13 protein-coding genes are annotated in these 15292 nt (G+C 67.8%); 7 read left to right on the top strand and 6 right to left on the bottom strand.

Translation table 11 applies throughout. From position 1 onward, the window contains the following. Positions 1-39: 39 nt before the first annotated feature. Positions 40-1182 carry a hypothetical protein gene (locus ABE473_RS14665; RefSeq protein WP_346490006.1) on the bottom strand — a complete coding sequence of 381 codons (1143 nt, stop codon included), beginning with the start codon at positions 1180-1182 and terminating at the stop codon, positions 40-42. Positions 1183-1359: 177 nt separating this feature from the next. Here ABE473_RS14665 and ABE473_RS14660 point away from each other — a divergent pair, with 177 nt between their 5' ends. The 3 genes from ABE473_RS14660 to ABE473_RS14650 all read left to right on the top strand — a co-directional run bounded on the left by ABE473_RS14660 (position 1360) and on the right by ABE473_RS14650 (position 4651). Continuing rightward, the gene (locus ABE473_RS14660; protein ID WP_346489988.1) at positions 1360-2826 is read left to right on the top strand and encodes an AlkA N-terminal domain-containing protein; all 1467 of its coding nucleotides are present in this window, start codon (positions 1360-1362) and stop codon (positions 2824-2826) included. Next, positions 2823-3314 carry a methylated-DNA--[protein]-cysteine S-methyltransferase gene (locus ABE473_RS14655; RefSeq protein WP_346489987.1) on the top strand — a complete coding sequence of 164 codons (492 nt, stop codon included), beginning with the start codon at positions 2823-2825 and terminating at the stop codon, positions 3312-3314. The genes ABE473_RS14660 and ABE473_RS14655 overlap by 4 nt, the downstream gene beginning before the upstream one ends. A gap of 74 nt (positions 3315-3388) precedes the next feature. Then, on the top strand, positions 3389-4651 hold the full coding sequence (locus tag ABE473_RS14650; protein ID WP_346489986.1) for an ectonucleotide pyrophosphatase/phosphodiesterase: 1263 nt from the start codon (positions 3389-3391) through the stop codon (positions 4649-4651). A gap of 84 nt (positions 4652-4735) precedes the next feature. Here the strand turns inward: ABE473_RS14650 and ABE473_RS14645 are convergent, their stop codons facing one another. Next, on the bottom strand, positions 4736-4918 hold the full coding sequence (locus ABE473_RS14645) for a 30S ribosomal protein THX (protein ID WP_019184443.1): 183 nt from the start codon (positions 4916-4918) through the stop codon (positions 4736-4738). Positions 4919-5036: 118 nt separating this feature from the next. Further along, the gene (locus tag ABE473_RS14640; protein ID WP_176990000.1) at positions 5037-5450 is read right to left on the bottom strand and encodes a MerC domain-containing protein; all 414 of its coding nucleotides are present in this window, start codon (positions 5448-5450) and stop codon (positions 5037-5039) included. Positions 5451-5606: 156 nt separating this feature from the next. Between ABE473_RS14640 and ABE473_RS14635 the strand changes: the two genes are divergently transcribed. The 4 genes from ABE473_RS14635 (at position 5607) to ABE473_RS14620 (ending at position 11399) form a co-directional block, all read left to right on the top strand. Continuing rightward, positions 5607-7802, top strand: a complete 2196-nt coding sequence (locus ABE473_RS14635) for a TonB-dependent receptor (RefSeq protein WP_346489985.1) — start codon at positions 5607-5609, stop codon at positions 7800-7802. Positions 7803-7957: 155 nt separating this feature from the next. Continuing rightward, complete coding sequence (locus ABE473_RS14630; protein ID WP_179459416.1) at positions 7958-8524, top strand: TetR/AcrR family transcriptional regulator; 567 nt, start codon at positions 7958-7960, stop codon at positions 8522-8524. Further along, positions 8521-10206, top strand: coding sequence for an MFS transporter (locus ABE473_RS14625; RefSeq protein ID WP_346489984.1), 1686 nt, complete (start codon positions 8521-8523; stop codon positions 10204-10206). The genes ABE473_RS14630 and ABE473_RS14625 overlap by 4 nt, the downstream gene beginning before the upstream one ends. Positions 10207-10214: 8 nt before the next feature. After that, positions 10215-11399, top strand: coding sequence for an HlyD family secretion protein (locus ABE473_RS14620; protein ID WP_346489983.1), 1185 nt, complete (start codon positions 10215-10217; stop codon positions 11397-11399). A 250-nt stretch (positions 11400-11649) separates the two neighbouring features. Here ABE473_RS14620 and ABE473_RS14615 read toward each other — a convergent pair whose 3' ends face one another. The 3 genes from ABE473_RS14615 to ABE473_RS14605 form a co-directional block, all read right to left on the bottom strand. Continuing rightward, positions 11650-12135, bottom strand: coding sequence for a Fur family transcriptional regulator (locus ABE473_RS14615; protein WP_019184450.1), 486 nt, complete (start codon positions 12133-12135; stop codon positions 11650-11652). 16 nt (positions 12136-12151) lie between these two features. Beyond that, the gene (gltX, locus tag ABE473_RS14610; RefSeq protein ID WP_346489982.1) at positions 12152-13555 is read right to left on the bottom strand and encodes a glutamate--tRNA ligase; all 1404 of its coding nucleotides are present in this window, start codon (positions 13553-13555) and stop codon (positions 12152-12154) included. Between the two features lie 118 nt (positions 13556-13673). Beyond that, positions 13674-15260 (bottom strand): M20/M25/M40 family metallo-hydrolase, encoded by a 1587-nt coding sequence (locus ABE473_RS14605; RefSeq protein WP_346490005.1) that lies wholly within the window; start codon positions 15258-15260, stop codon positions 13674-13676. Positions 15261-15292 lie beyond the last annotated feature (32 nt).

Here is a 15292-nt window from a genome sequence, read left to right as displayed (position 1 = left end):
AACTGCGTTCCAGTCTACGGGAAGGACGTGAGTCCTCCGTCAGTTGCGCTCGGCCGCGTCCGCCGGTGCCGGGCGGGCATCGCCCAGCGTCTGCTCCACCGCCTCCGGCTGGCCCGGTGCGGTCGTCTCCGGCAGCAGCGTGGAGACATCGATCTCCGACAGCGGGCTCTCATCCGGGCAGGTCTCATCCGGGAAACCGAACCGCTGCTTCAGCGCCTGCCCACAGCTGTTGACGGCGTCCAGTTCGCTGCCTTCGCGCTTGCACTCCTGATCGAAGGCGACCAGGAACGCATCCTTGCGCCGGACGAAGGCATCGCCGCATTTGCGCATCTGCTTGATCCGCTCCAGATCGTCCTGCACCGCATTGGTGCCATCCAGCCCGAACTGACGCAGCTCCTCGGCGGTCAGCAGGCGCAGGCTGCGGTTGGGCACGGTCATCATCAGGTCGGCCACGCCCACCGCAACGCCATTGCGCTGCAGGTAATCCTTGACGTTGTCGTAGACCTCGTGGAGCTCGCGGTTGAGCTCGGCGCGCGAGGTCGCCTTCGAGCTGATCCGCATCATGCGATGGATGCCGACCTTGCCCGACACCAGCCGGTTGTCGCCGGCGGCCAGCACGAACACGCAGGCGCTGTGGCAGACCGAGCCTTCGCGCACCCAGATCGTCCAGTTGGATTCGCCGATGCGGTCACCCGCCACGATGGCGGCTTCGACCTGGCCACCGCTGGAATCGAGATCGAGGATGCGGCGGGAAATACGCTGCGCATCGGCGACCACGGCCAGCCGCGCCACCAGCTCGGAGAAACCGGGGTTGATCTTGCCCACGTAGCGCACGCGCAGCAGGCCGCGTTCCGCACACGGCTGCAGCGCGGCATCGATGCTGGCCCGATCCAGCGCCTCCAGCGGCGCGCCATCACCCGCATCGCCGGCGTAGTCGGTATCGCAGCTGATCCACGCCTTGCCGTTCTCCAGGGCGGCGGCCGGCCAGCTCAAATCGCCGCGCTTGGGCGCGGGCGGCGGCGGGGGCGGCGCATCGGCCGCATTGATCGACACCATGTGGTCGCCATCGGCGGTCTGTGCCCGCACGGCCTTGTCGGCGGCGGTGACATTGCCGGGGTTCTCCAGCTGGCTGCAACCGGCCAGACCCAGGCACAACAACGGCAACCACCACGACTTGAGCAACATGGACAACCCGGAATCCTTGCGAGGGGGGAATGCGCGGCAGAACGAGCGCGGATGCACAGTCTAGTGCGCGGCCGCCGCGCCGCGGCAACCTGTCCTGAACCGGGCGGCGCGGGGCTGGCATTGCTGTCCGAAAATGGCGAGCCTGCACCAGCCGGCAGGCATAGACTGGCCCCCATGGAGACCGCCCTGCCCTTGGATCACGCCGCCTGCGAAAGCGCCCGCCTTGCCCGCGATGCACGCTTTGACGGGGTGTTCTTCACCGCCGTGCGCAGCACCGGCATCTATTGCCGGCCGGTCTGCCCGGCCCCGGCGCCGAAGCCGTCCAACGTCACCTACTACCCGACTGCCGCCGCCGCGGCCGCCGCGGGTTTCCGCCCCTGCCTGCGCTGCCGCCCCGAGCTCGCGCCGGAGGCACAGGACGCACTGAACAATGAAACCCTGCAGCGCGCGTTGGCACTGATCCACGATGGCTACCTGCAGGACCAGCCGGTCGCCGATCTGGCCGCGCACGTCGGCCTGAGTGCCCGCCAGCTGCAGCGCCTGTTCATCGCCCGCCTCGGCGCGGCGCCGGCGCAGATCCACGCCACGCGTCGGCTGCTGCTGGCCAAGCAGCTGCTGACCGAAACCGCGCTGCCGGTCACCGATGTGGCGATGGCCTCGGGCTACAACAGCCTGCGCCGTTTCAATGCGGCGTTTCTGGAGGGCTGCGGCATGCCCCCCACGGCGATCCGCCGCCAGCGCGGCGCGCTCACCGAAGGCGCATTGACCCTGCGCCTGGGCTATCGGCCGCCGCTGGATTTCCCCGCGATGCTCGGCTTCCTGCGTCGCCGCGCGATTCCCGGCATCGAACAGATCGACACCGCCAGCTATCAGCGCGTGATCGGCCCGCCCGAACGTCCCTCGCTGCTGCGCGTCACCGCGGACCCGCGGCGCCCGGAGCTGCTGCTGCAGCTGGGCCAGGTCGACCCGCGCGCGATCCCGGGCATCGTGCGTCGCGTGCGCCGCATCTTCGATCTCGATGCGGACCTGCGCATGGTGCACGCGACACTGGGGCAGGAACCCCTGCTCGCCACGGGTATCGCGCAACGTCCCGGGCTGCGCGTGCCCGGCGGCTGGGACGGGTTTGAAGTCGCCGTGCGCGCGGTGCTCGGCCAACAGGTCAGCGTCGCGGCCGCAGCCACCCTCGCGCGACGGGTGGTGGATCGCTTCGGCGCCACCCTCGAGGGCATGCCGGAGGGGCTGGACCGTCAATTCCCCTCCCCCGCAATGCTGGCGCAGGCCCCTCTGGAAACGATCGGCCTGCCGCGTACCCGTGCCGCCACCGTGCGTGCCGTCGCCCAGGCGGTGGTCGATGGCCGGCTCGATTTCCGTGCCGGCCAGTCGCTGGCCGGCTTCGTGGAGCGCTGCGTCGCCTTGCCCGGGATCGGCCCGTGGACCGCGCATTACATGGCACTTCGCGCGCTGGCCCTCCCCGATGCCTTCCCGGCCGGCGACCTGGTCCTGCAACAGGTGCTCGGCGGTGATGCGCGCTTGAGCGAACGCGCCACCGAGGCACGTTCGCAACCCTGGCGTCCGTGGCGCGCCTATGCCGTTCTCCACCTGTGGCATCTGGCCACACCCTCTTCCGGAGTCACCTCATGAGCCTGCTCTACGACACCTTCGACAGCCCGATCGGCGCGCTCACCGTGGCCGGTGACAGCCAGGGCATCCAGCACATCCTGTTCGAGAACAACCGTTACGACGCCAAAGGGCGCGAGCACTGGCAGCGCGATGCCCATGCACTGCGCGACGCACGCGGACAACTGCTGGAGTACCTGCGCGGCGAGCGCATGCGCTTCGATCTCCCGTTGGCGCCGCGCGGCACGCCGTTCCAGCTGCGGGTGTGGAAGGCGCTGGCCGATATCCCGTTCGGCCAGACCTGGAGTTACGTGGCGCTGGCGCGGCATATCGACCACCCCACCGCCAGCCGCGCGGTCGGGGCCGCCAATGGCCGCAATCCGCTGCCGATCGTGCTGCCCTGCCATCGCGTGATCGGCAGCAGCGGTGCGCTGACCGGGTTCGGTGGCGGGCTGGAAACCAAGGCGGCCCTGCTCCAGCTGGAAACCCGGCGCGACTCGCTGTTCGCGTAGGGCATCACGCGTCACCGCGGGCATGTGCCATGGGTTGTCTTCGACGCGTCACCGCCACGCACTATCATGTCGCGATGATTTCCGTCCGCCTTCCGCTGGCGCTTGCCGCCGCTCTTTCGCTGGCCGCCTGCGCCACGACACCGTCTTCCCCACCTGCCGCGACGAGCGCGGCGACAGCGCCGAACGTGGCTGCGCAGCAGCAGAAGCTGCTGCTGATCTCCATCGACGGCCTGCGTGCGGACATGCTTGATCGGGGCATCACCCCGAACATCGGCCGGCTGGTCCGCGAGGGCGTGCGCGCGCAATGGATGACGCCGTCCTATCCGTCGCTGACCTTTCCCAACCACTACACGATCGTGACCGGCCTGCGCCCGGACCACCACGGCATCATCCACAACAGCATGCACGAGGACGCACTGGGCCAGTTCCAGCTGCACGTGCGCGAATCGGTGGCCGACGCACGCTGGTGGGGGGGCGAGCCGATCTGGGTGGGCGCGGAAAAGGCCGGCGTGCGCACCGCGGTGTGGTCCTGGCCGGGCAGCGAGGCCGCCATCCAGGGCGTCCGCCCCAGCCAGCTGCACGGCTACGACGAACGTGTGAGCCTGCCGGACCGCGTCGATCAGGTGCTGGGCTGGCTGGACCAGCACGGCCCGCAGTCGCCGCGCCTGGTCACGCTGTACATGGAGCAGGTCGACAAGGCCGGGCACAATCACGGCCCGGAATCGCCCGAGTACACCGACGCGGTGGCAGTCGCCGACAGCGCGGTCGGTCGCCTGCTGGATGGCCTGCAGGCGCGTGGGTTGGCCGATACCACCAATGTGATCCTGGTCTCCGATCACGGCATGGCGGGCGTGCCGGCCGGCCAGGTGGTGGCCACCGAAGACATGATCGATCCCGCCATTGCCCGGGAAATCTCGGTGGGCCAGTCGATCGGCTTCGCGCCGCTGCCGGGCAGACAGGCGCAGGCCGAGCAGATCCTGTTGGGCGCGCACGCCCACTACGACTGCTGGACCCGCCAGACCCTGCCGGCGCGCTGGAAGTACGGCAGCAACCCGCGCATTCCGCCGATCATCTGCCAGATGCACGAAGGCTGGGATGCCCTGACCCGCGATCGCATCGCAAAACGTGGCCCGGGCGACCGCGGCTCGCACGGCTATGACAATGCCCTGCCCTCGATGCGCGCGGTATTCGTGGCGCGCGGCCCCGCGTTCAACCAGGGGCAGAGCCTGCCCGCGTTCGACAACGTGGATGTGTATCCGCTGCTGACCCGCCTGCTCGGGATTCCGGCGGCACCCAATGATGGCGACGCCGAGCGACTGCTGCCTGCGCTGCGCTGAGCACGCAGCGGCTTCGTCGCCGGAACGCGGGCACAAAAAAAACGCGGCGCAAGCGCCGCGTTTTTCATGACCTGCCTGGCTGGATCAGCCGGCCTTGGCCACCGCTTTCTTGGCAACGGCCTTCTTGGCCGGCGCCTTCGTCACGGTCTTCTTGGCAACCGGCGCAGCTGCGCCCACGGCCGCCTTGCTCACGACGTGCGAACGCGAATTGCCGTAGCTGGCATTGAAGCGCTTGCCCTTGGCGGTCTTGCGGTCACCCTTACCCATGTCGTAACTCCTTAGTCTGAATGCTGCGAAATCTGATTACCCCGTACTGACACGGGTTCGGCGGGGCCGCCCTCTCAGGCGCCCCCGCGCACGATCGGAAAGCCTACCATGCGCGCTCTCAATGAGCACAGCTGGCGTCATGGACGTGGCCGTGGTTCAGGCGCAGATTGACCAGATGGGCCACACCCACCAGCACGCCGCCGAGGGTCATCACCACGGCATGCGGCACCGCCGAATGATGCAGCGGGCCGTACAGCAGCCCCGCCCACAGCGCGGTCAGGCCCGGAATGAGGAAGCCCAGCGCGCGCAGCGCACCATGCCGGCGCCAGCCCCAGACCAGGCTGAACAGGCCCAGCAGGGTCACGAAGCTCACCAGCGCCAGCTCCACCCCGTCACTCATCCAGACCGACAGGCCCAGCGAGGGCGCAGCGGCCAGCAGCACCGGGAGCACGGCGCAGTGCACCGCGCACAGCAGCGAACCGGTGGCACCGAAACGATCGATCAGATGGCGGAGGCGAGGGAACAAGGGCATGACTTCCAGCAGGGTCGGCGAAGCGTTATGGAATAATATAACATCAATCCTGACGCGCACCCTGCCTCCCCCTGACTTGCCCTCCCCCGTTCCGCTACGGGATTCGCGCGCCCCACCATTGATATATTGTAACAATTGACCGAAGGCCCTTGCCCTATGCGCTCCAGCTCCCTCCTGCTCACCCCCCACGCCCTGTCCCTGGCCCTTGCCGCCGCGATGCTGCCCTCGCTGGCAAGCGCCGCCGACGCCCCCGGCAGCCATCGCGATGGCCACCTGACCGAACTGTCCACGGTGAAGGTCACCGCCTCGCCGCTGCAGGGCGATGCCGAATCGCTGGCCCGCCCGGTCGACGTGCTGGCCGGTGAACGCCTGGACGAGCAGAAGGCCGGCACCCTCGGCGACACCGTGGCCAAACTGCCTGGCGTGCAGAGCACCTTCTTCGGCCCCGGCGTCGGCCGCCCGATCATCCGCGGCCAGGAAGGCCCGCGCGTGGCGGTGCTGTCCAACGGCATGGGCAACATGGATGCCTCGACCGTCAGCGCCGACCATGCCACCAGCATCGAGCCGTTCCTGGCCGACCAGATCGAAGTGCTGAAGGGCCCGGCCACGCTGCTGTTCGGCAGCGGCGCGATCGGCGGCGCGGTCAACGTGGTCGATGGCCGCATCGCGCGCGAACTGCCGGACCGTCCGCTCAGCGGCCGCGCCGAACTGCGTGGCAATTCGGTCAACGACGAGCGCAGCGGCATGTTCCGCCTGGACGGTGTCAGCGGCAACGTGGTGCTGCATGTCGACGGCCTGGTCCGCAACGGCGATGACTTCCGCATTCCCGGCTACGCCGTGATCGATGGCCTGGAAGACCACAGCGGCCACGACCATGAGGAAGGCGACACCGACGAACCGCGCCGCGGCCGCCTGGACAACAGCTCGATCCGCACCCGCGCCGGCGGCGTCGGTGCCACCTGGCTGGGCGACGAAGGCTACTTCGGCGTGTCCGCCAGCACCTACCGCACCAACTACGGCATTCCCAACGGCGCGCACGTGCATGCCGACGACGACCATGATCATGACCACGATCACGACCATGGCGACGAGGAAGAAGGCGACGAGCATGACGTCCGCATCGACATGGTGCAGAACCGTTTCGAAGCCAAGGGCGGCATCTACCAGCCGACCTCGTTCCTGAAGAACATCAATCTGCGTACCGCCTACACCGATTACGAGCACACCGAACTGGAAGCCGGCACGCCGGCCACCCGCTTCACCAACCGCGGCATCGAAGCCCGCCTGGAAGCGGTGCAGGAACAGATCGGCGGCTGGGACGGCGCGTTCGGCCTGCAGTTCGGCAACAGCGACTTCGGCGCCAAGGGCGAAGAAGCCTTCGTGCCGGACACCGGGACGAAGAACATCGGCCTGTTCGTGCTGCAGGAAAAGCAGTTCGGCCCGTTCAAGCTGGAACTCGGCGGCCGCCATGACCAGGTCAAGCTCGACCCGACCGGTGACTACCGCGCCCGGAAATTCGATGCCACGAATCTCTCCGCGGCCGGCATCTGGACGCTCAATGACGCCGTCGACCTGCGCTTCGGCATCGACAGCTCCGAGCGTGCCCCGACCAACGAAGAGCTGTACGCCGCCGGCGCGCACATCGCCACCCGCTCGCTGGAAATCGGCGATGCCAACCTGAAGACCGAACGCGGCCAGCGCGTCGAACTGGGCATCCACACCCACAGCGACCGCGTCGATTTCTCGGCCTCGATCTACCAGACCAGGTTCAAGGACTTCATCTACCTGGCCGACACCGGCGTGGTCGAATCGCTGCCGGTCCGCCTGTGGACCCAGCAGGACGCCACCTTCAAGGGGGCCGAAGCCGAAGCCCTGTTCCATCTCTTCGAAGGCAACGCCGGCGACTGGGACCTGCGCGTGTTCGGCGACTACGTCAAAGCCGAACTGGATGGCAGCGGCAGCCGCAGCGTCGACATCGCCGTCCCGCATGGTGACCACAACCACAACTACACCGTGGACCTGGCCAACACCGGCTACCTGCCGCGCATCGCTCCGGGCCGCGTCGGCGCCGACCTGCGCTGGTCCAGGGACGGCTGGCGCGCCTCGGTCGGTGCGGTGCGCTACAGCAGCCAGAAGGATGTCGCCCAGAATGAGGACCCGAGCAACGGCTACACCCTGGTCGATGCCCACCTCGCTTACCGCTGGGACCGTACCGACAGCAACAGCTACGAAGTCTTCCTGGATGGCAACAACCTGACCAACCGCGAGGTCCGTCCGCACACCTCCCTGCTGCGCGACTATTCCCCGCTGCCGGGCCGCGGCGTCGCGTTCGGCATCCGCGCTTACTTCTGATCGTTTGATCGGGCGTTGGTTTTACCCGAGGGGGCCGCAAGGCCCCCTTTTTTGCCTCACGTGCCCTCGACATTGCCGAGCGTCCGCCCACCGGCCCATGCCGGGGACGTCACCCACCCCTTCCGCGCCGGACAGTTGTGTCCGATGATGCGCGCATGCCTACCCAACGTGCCGACGCGGCCGCCCGCCGCGCCCAGATCCTCGACGCTGCCGATGCCGTGTTCGGCCAGCACGGCGTGACCGCCCCGTTGGACCTGGTCGTCGAGCGTGCCCAGGTCGGCCGCGCCACCCTGTACCGCAACTTCCCCGACCGCACCGCGCTGGTCGAGGCCCTGCTCCAGCGCACCGTCAACCGCATCGCCCGGCAGGTACAGACCCTGGGCGACCGCGACGACGCGCTGTTCGAGGTGCTCGAGAGCATGGCCAACCGCATCGTGCAGTCACCGGCCCTGTCGGACTACTGGCGCGCCGTCGATCCCGACCAGATTCCGATCCGGGCCGCGCGCGAGACCATTTACGAACTGCTGCGCGAGCCGATCGCGCGCGCGATCGCCGCGGGCCTGTGCCGGCCGGATCTGGAAACGACGGACATTTCACTCATCTCAGGCATGCTGGGAGCCGCGCTGCGTGGCAAGACGCGTGACGAACGCGCCCGGCTGGTCACGCGCGCCCTGCAATTGCTGCGTGGCGGATTGCGGGGGCCTGCCGACGGGGAGGGATGATGTCGCAGTACCTCAAGCCGGTTCCGGACTGGGAGGAGCACGAAAAACCGACCCTGCCGGGCTCGGCCTCGATGCCGTGGCATCCGCCGCACCGACGCGTGGCCTATGCGCTGGTCGCCCTGCTGGTCGGCATCACCGGCGGCCTGGGCAATGCACTGGTCAGCGCCAACCTGCCGTTCCTGCAGGGCCAGCTCGGGCTCACCCCGGCACAGGGCAGCTGGCTGGTGGCGGCCTATGCGATGGTCAACGTGACCGCCAACCTGCTCGCCTTCAAGTTCCGCCAGCAGTACGGCATCCGCCTGTTCGCCGAGATCGGGCTGGGCCTGTATGCCGCCCTCGCGGTGCTGCATCTGTTCGTCGGCACGTTCGAGACCACCGTGCTGATGCGCGCGGCCAGTGGCTTCGCCGGCGCGGCCTGTACCACCCTGGGCACCCTGTACATGCTGCAGTCGCTGCCGCGCAGATACACGGGCAACCTGCTGGTGATCGGCGTCGGCATCTCGCAGCTCGCGGTGCCGATCGCCTGGCTGGTCTCGCCCGGGCTGGTCGACACCGGGCAATGGCACAACCTGTATCTGTTCGAAGCCGGCCTGGCCCTGTGTGCGTTCGCCGCCGTGGTCATGCTCAAGCTGCCGCCCGGCGCGCAGATCAAGGCGTTCGAACCGCTCGACTTCCTGACCTTCGCCCTGCTCGCTCCCGCCGTCGGCCTGCTGGTGGTCGTGCTCGCACAGGGGTATACGCGCTGGTGGCTGGATACCCCGTGGCTGGGCTGGGCGCTTGTCGCCTCTATCGCGCTCTCCACCACCGCCTTCATCATCGAGCACTACCGCCGCAATCCGCTGCTGCAGACGCGGTGGCTGGCCAGCCTGCCGGTGATCCACTTCATCATCGGCGCGTTCCTGATCCGCTTCCTGACCACCGAGCAGTCCTATGGCGTGGTCGGCCTGATGCGCACGCTCGGCATGGGCCCGGACCAGATGCGCCCGTTGTTCGCGGTGATCCTGGCCGGCGTGATCACCGGCATGGCCGCCAGCTCGCTCACCTTCGGCCCGAAGCGGCTGATCCCGCAGCTGCTGATGGCGATCCTGCTGCTCGGCAGCGCCGCCCTGCTCGACCAGAGCCGCACCAGCCAGGACCGGCCACACGATTTCTTCGCCAGCCAGTTCCTGGCGTCGGTCGGCGCGGGCATGTTCATGGGTCCGCTGATCATGCTCGGCATCACCCAGGCCTTGAAGCAGGGCGTGGACCACATGATCACCTTCCTGGTCACCCTCTCGATCACCCAGACCCTCGGCGGCCTGGCCGGCTCGGCGGTGCTGGGCACCTACCAACTGCACCGCGAGCAGGTGTATTCCGGCGCACTGGTCAGCCAGCTGGACCCGGCCGACAACGTGGTCGCCCAGCGCCTGAAACAGCAACAGCAGCTCTACGCCCGGCTGATCACCGACCCGGTCCAGCGCAGCGCACAGGGCACCGCACAACTGGCCCAGATCACCCGCCGCGAAGCCAACGTGCGCGCCTTCAATGATGTGTTCGCGCTCAGCGGCCGGGTCGCCCTGATCTTCCTCGGCTGGTTGCTGCTGCTCGCGGTACGCACCGCCGTGCTCAAGCAATGGCGCAAACGCCACGCGCCGACACCCCCCCTTTCCGCGCCGACGCCTGGCAGCGTCGCGCCCCGATGAGCCCGCCCATGTCGACTCAACCGCCGCACGACGACGCCGCCCCGGAAAACGTCAACCCACCGCCGCCGACCGACGCCGCGCCCGCCCCTGCGCCGCCGCCGACGGCCGCGCCGTCGGGCGTGCCCAAGTACCTCAAGCCCAGCCTGCGTGCCGTGATCCTCATGATCGTGGTCGCGTTGATCGGCATCGCACTCATCCTCCGCGCCTGGTCACTGTGGCCGTTCGAAACGGCGCGGGTGACCACCGACAATGCCTACGTGCGCGGCCAGATCACCGTGCTCGCGCCGCAGGTCAACGGCTACGTCACCGAGGTGCTGGTCAAGGACTTCCAGCACGTCAAACAGGGCGAGCCGCTGCTGCGCATCGACGACCGCATCTACCGCGAGAAAGTGGTCCAGGCCGAAGCGGACCTGGACAGCGCGAAGGCTGCACTGGCCAACTCCGACCAGTCGCAGGCGCAGAACCGCGCGCAGATCCAGGCCGCCCAGGCCAACCTCGCCGCCGGCCAGGCCGAGCTTTCCCGCTCGCGTACCGAGCTGAAGCGCTACGAAGAACTTGCCGCCCAGCAACTGGTGGCCCTCAACGACCGCGACAAGTTCCGCACCACCACGCAATCCGCGCAGGCCAGCGTGCAGCAGTCGCAGGCCCAGATCCGCATCGCCGAGGAAACCCTCACCTCCACCCAGGTCGCCCGGAAAGGACTGGAGGCCCGCGTCGAGACGGCCCAGGCCCAGCTGGAACTGGCCAGGATCGACCTCGCCAACACGGTGATCCAGGCCCCACGCGACGGCCAGGTCAGTGAAGCGTCGGTGCGCCTGGGCCAATACGTCACCGCCGGCTCGCAGCTGCTGTTCCTGGTGCCGGACACGCTCTGGGTGGTCGCCAACTTCAAGGAAGGCCAGACCTGGAAGATGCGCATCGGGCAGCCGGCCACCTTCACCGTGGACGCCTTCGACGGCCAGAAGCTGCATGGCCACATCGAACAGATCGCACCGGCCACCGGCTCGGAGTTCAGTGTGCTGCGTCCGGACAACGCCAGCGGCAACTTCACCAAGGTCGTCCAGCGCCTGCCGATCCGCATTTCCATCGACCCCGATCAGCCGCTGGCACCGCGCCTGCGCCCTGGCATGTCGGTGATCGTCAAGGTGGATACCGCCGCGCAAGGACGTGAGCCGGTCGAGGCGACGCCGTGATGCGGCTGCGATGAAGTTCAACGCACTGCAGGCCCAATGCTCTGCGCCCCTCTCCACCCCCGGTCCGAAACCGTCGGGAAGCGGGCCATGAAAATAGAACGGCTGCCTAAGCGCAGAAACGAAAAAGCCGCGCAGTTGCGCGGCTTTTCGACATCAACAGCGTACCGACCAACGGTCGGTACCTACCGGTGCAACGTGCCTACCGGTGCAGCGGACCTACCGGTGCAACGTACCGACCTACGGTCGGTACCTACCCCGCACAGCGCGCGCACAGGCCATGCACTTCCAGCGTCTGCGCCTGCGGCTGGAACCCCAGCTCCTTCGCCCGCTTCTCCAGCTGGCTGACAATCTCCTTGTCCTCCAGCTCCACCGCACTGTGGCAGCTGTTGCAGATCAGGAACGGCACCGAATGCTGCGCACTGCTCGGATGGTGGCACGCCACGAACGCGTTCACCGACTCCAGCTTGTGCACGAAGCCATTGGCCATCAGGAAATCCAGCGCGCGGTACACCGTCGGCGGCGCGTCGGCACCGACGCCCTTGCCATTGCGTACCCACTCCAGCAACTCATACGCCTTGACCGGTTTCCCGGCCTCGGCGATCAGGCGCAGCACGTTCGCGCGGATCGGCGTCAGCCGCAGCCCGCGTTCCGAGCACACGCGTTCGACCACCTTCACGAAGTCGGAGGCATCGTGAACATGATGGTGCGGAGCGGTACAAGCGGTCTTTGCGGACATGCGCGGTCTCCTGTGGTCAGGCCGTCGGTACTTTAGTGAGTGCGACGTCGATGCGTTTCAAGGCTTCTTCACGCCCGGCCAGGAACACCGTCTGCGAAATGTCGGGGCTGACCTGGGTGCCGGTGATGGCCACGCGCAGCGGCTGAGCGACCTTGCCCATGCCGATCTCCAGGGCCGTTGCGACATCGTGCAGGGCGGCCGACACACTCTCCACCGTCCACTCCCCGGCCGCCGCCAGCAGCTCGCGCGCCTTGCCCAGCGCCAGTTCCGCGCCCGGCTTGAAGTGCTTGACCACTGCTGCCTCGTCGTACTCGGTCAGCGGCTGATACCAGACCACCGCCTTCTCGGCCATTTCCTTCAGCGTCTGCACACGGTCGCGCAACGCCACCACCACGTCCGCCGGCGCCGGACCGGCGTTCAGATCCAGGCCCAGCTTGTTCAGCTGGTAGACCAGGTGCGGGGCGATGTCGGCCGGCTGCCCGGTCTTCAGGAAGTGCTGGTTGACCCAGCCCAGCTTGGCCATGTCCAGGCGCGCGGCCTTGGAATTGCAGTGGGTCACATCGAACAGATCGACCAGCTCCTGGCGGCTGAACAGCTCCTGGTCACCATGCGACCAGCCCAGGCGGGCCAGATAGCTCAGCAGCGCGTCGGGCAGGTAACCGGCGTCCTTGTACTGCATCACGTCGGCCGCACCGGTGCGCTTGGACAGCTTGGCGCCCTGCTCGTCCAGGATCATCGGCATATGCCCGAACTTCGGCACCGGCGCACCGATGCCTTCATACAGATTGATCTGGCGCGGGGTATTGTTGATGTGGTCGTCGCCGCGGATGACCTCGCTGATGCGCATGTCCCAATCGTCCACCACCACCGCGAAGTTGTAGGTGGGGAAGCCGTCCGGACGGAAGATCACCATGTCGTCCAGCTCGCTGTTGGCGATCTCGATGCGGCCCTTGATCAGGTCGTCGAACACCACCGTGCCCTCGAGCGGATTCTTGAAGCGGATCACGCGGTTCGGGTCGTCCTTGTACGGCAGGCCCAAGTCACGCGCAGCGCCGTTGTAGCGCGGCTTTTCCTGCTTGGCCATGGCGGCCTCGCGCATCGCGTCCAGCTCTTCCCTGGTCTCGTAGGCGTAGTAGGCCTTGCCGTCGGCGACCAGCTGCTCGGCCACTTCCAGGTAACGGGCCACGCGCTGGGTCTGGTAGATCGGGCCTTCGTCATAGCCCAGGCCCAGCCACTCCATCGCCTCCAGGATCGCGTCGATCGCGCCTTGGGTGCTGCGCTCGCGGTCGGTATCTTCGATGCGCAGCACGAACTCGCCGCCGCGGTGACGGGCCTCCAGCCAGCAATACAGCGCAGTGCGGGCGCCACCGATGTGCAGGTAGCCGGTGGGACTGGGGGCAAAACGGGTGCGGCAGGTCATGGAGGGCTCAGGGCGGGAAACGGAATCCCGGCAATTTTACCCCGCCCCGGCCGCAAACCGGGCACTCGTTGCCCGGTATGGCCGGGACCGCCCTCTCCGGGCGGTCCCGCGGTGCCTCTCAGGGCGTCAGCAACGGCTTGCGCGGCAGCTTTTCATCGCGCATCGCCGCGTTGTACACGAACGAGGCGACGATGGCGGCGGCCTGCTTCAGGTCTTCCGGCTCGGCGTGGTCCCAGGTGTCCAGGTTGCTGTGGTGGACATTGGTGAAGTAATCCAGGCGATCCTGGATGAACTGGAACCCGGGCAGGCCGACGCGATCGAACGCGATATGGTCGGTGCTGCCGGTATTGCGGGTCGCCACGGTGGTCGCGCCGACATCATGGAACGGGGCCAGCCATGCCTCGAAGATCGGCACCGCGGCCAGGTTCTCCTGCGCATAGATGCCGCGGAAGCGACCGGAGCCGTTGTCCATGTTGAAGTACGCCGAGAATTTGTCGTAATCGCGCTGGCGCTGCAGGGCGCCGGTCGGCTCACGCATCGAGGCCGGCAGCGTGAGCTGCGCCGGGTCGGTCGGCTCCGGGTAGCGCGCGAAGTGTTTGGACACGTAGTCCTGCGAGCCGATCAGGCCCTGCTCCTCGCCGCTCCACAGCGCCACGCGGATGGTGCGCTTGGGCTTGGCACCCACCGCCTTGAGGATGCGCATGGCTTCCATCATCACCGCCACGCCGGCGGCGTTGTCGGCCGCGCCGGTGCCGGTGTGCCAGGAATCCATGTGCGCCCCCAGCATCACGATCTCGTCGGCCTTGCTGCTGCCGCGGATTTCGGCCAGCGTGTTGTAGCCCGGCTGGTCCTGCGCATCGGTGAAGCGCGCCTCGACATTCACGCGCAGCTTGACCGCCTGCTTCTGGTCGACCGCCCGCACCAGCTGGTTGTAGTGCTCGGCCATCATCGCCAGTTCGGGCACGCCGACCGGTTCACCGGCCTTGCGCGAGCCACCGCCGCCGACGCGGATGATGCCGTTGTCCCAACCGCTGATGCTGATCGTGGCCAGCACCCCCTGCTCGGCGAAGAAGGCGTTGGTGGCGCGGGTCAGCGCCTGCTTCTCCAGGTATTCCTTGGCCTTCTTGGCCCGGTCGGCCTTGGCATCGGCGACATCCTTGGGCACCGCGAACACCTGCAGCTCGGCCAGGCCGGCGTCATCGTGGCGGTGCGAATCGGACTTGGTGGCCCGCTCGTAGTCGCGCGCATCGTTGAGCAGCAGGATCTTGCCAGCCAGCTTGCCCTTGTACTGATCCAGGTCGGCCAGCTTCTTGATCTCGACCTTGATCACCTCGCCTTCGACCGGACCGTTCGTGCCGGGCGTCCAGGCCTTCGGCAGCGCATACAGCGGCGCCACGCGCGGGCTCAGCAGTTCCACGCTGGCGTTGCTGAATTCCCAGCCGCGGCCGAACGCGTCGAACGCCTCGTCGTGCACATTGACCAGGCCCCACGCGTTGAACTTGCTGCGGGTCCAGGTGTTGGCCTCGCCCATCGCGGGGGAGTTGGTCAGGCGCGGGCCGATCTGCTCGGTCAGGTGGCTGAAGGTCGCCATCACCTGTGATCGGTGGAAGGCTTCCTGACGGATGCGGCTGACCATGTCCAGGTCCACCGTTTCCTTCGTCTGTGCATCGGCGACGCCGCTCAATGCCAATGCCACGCTCAACATACCCCACTTGAACACGATTACCCCCGCCTTTC

It is taken from the genome of Stenotrophomonas sp. TWI700, from assembly GCF_039673645.1.
Lineage (GTDB): Bacteria > Pseudomonadota > Gammaproteobacteria > Xanthomonadales > Xanthomonadaceae > Stenotrophomonas > Stenotrophomonas maltophilia_AA.
This window is presented reverse-complemented; position numbering and strand designations above follow the sequence as displayed.

What these genes read in the sequence shown, in the direction of transcription:
- ABE473_RS14645 (WP_019184443.1), bottom strand. Translation starts at nt 4,918, where the DNA reads ATGGGTAAGGGTGACCGCAAGACCGCCAAGGGCAAGCGCTTCAATGCC.
- ABE473_RS14620 (WP_346489983.1), top strand. Translation starts at nt 10,215, where the DNA reads ATGTCGACTCAACCGCCGCACGACGACGCCGCCCCGGAAAACGTCAAC.
- ABE473_RS14615 (WP_019184450.1), bottom strand. Translation starts at nt 12,135, where the DNA reads ATGTCCGCAAAGACCGCTTGTACCGCTCCGCACCATCATGTTCACGAT.
- gltX (WP_346489982.1), bottom strand. Translation starts at nt 13,555, where the DNA reads ATGACCTGCCGCACCCGTTTTGCCCCCAGTCCCACCGGCTACCTGCAC.
- ABE473_RS14630 (WP_179459416.1), top strand. Translation starts at nt 7,958, where the DNA reads ATGCCTACCCAACGTGCCGACGCGGCCGCCCGCCGCGCCCAGATCCTC.
- ABE473_RS14635 (WP_346489985.1), top strand. Translation starts at nt 5,607, where the DNA reads ATGCGCTCCAGCTCCCTCCTGCTCACCCCCCACGCCCTGTCCCTGGCC.
- ABE473_RS14625 (WP_346489984.1), top strand. Translation starts at nt 8,521, where the DNA reads ATGATGTCGCAGTACCTCAAGCCGGTTCCGGACTGGGAGGAGCACGAA.
- ABE473_RS14640 (WP_176990000.1), bottom strand. Translation starts at nt 5,450, where the DNA reads ATGCCCTTGTTCCCTCGCCTCCGCCATCTGATCGATCGTTTCGGTGCC.
- ABE473_RS14655 (WP_346489987.1), top strand. Translation starts at nt 2,823, where the DNA reads ATGAGCCTGCTCTACGACACCTTCGACAGCCCGATCGGCGCGCTCACC.
- ABE473_RS14650 (WP_346489986.1), top strand. Translation starts at nt 3,389, where the DNA reads ATGATTTCCGTCCGCCTTCCGCTGGCGCTTGCCGCCGCTCTTTCGCTG.
- ABE473_RS14660 (WP_346489988.1), top strand. Translation starts at nt 1,360, where the DNA reads ATGGAGACCGCCCTGCCCTTGGATCACGCCGCCTGCGAAAGCGCCCGC.
- ABE473_RS14605 (WP_346490005.1), bottom strand. Translation starts at nt 15,260, where the DNA reads ATGTTGAGCGTGGCATTGGCATTGAGCGGCGTCGCCGATGCACAGACG.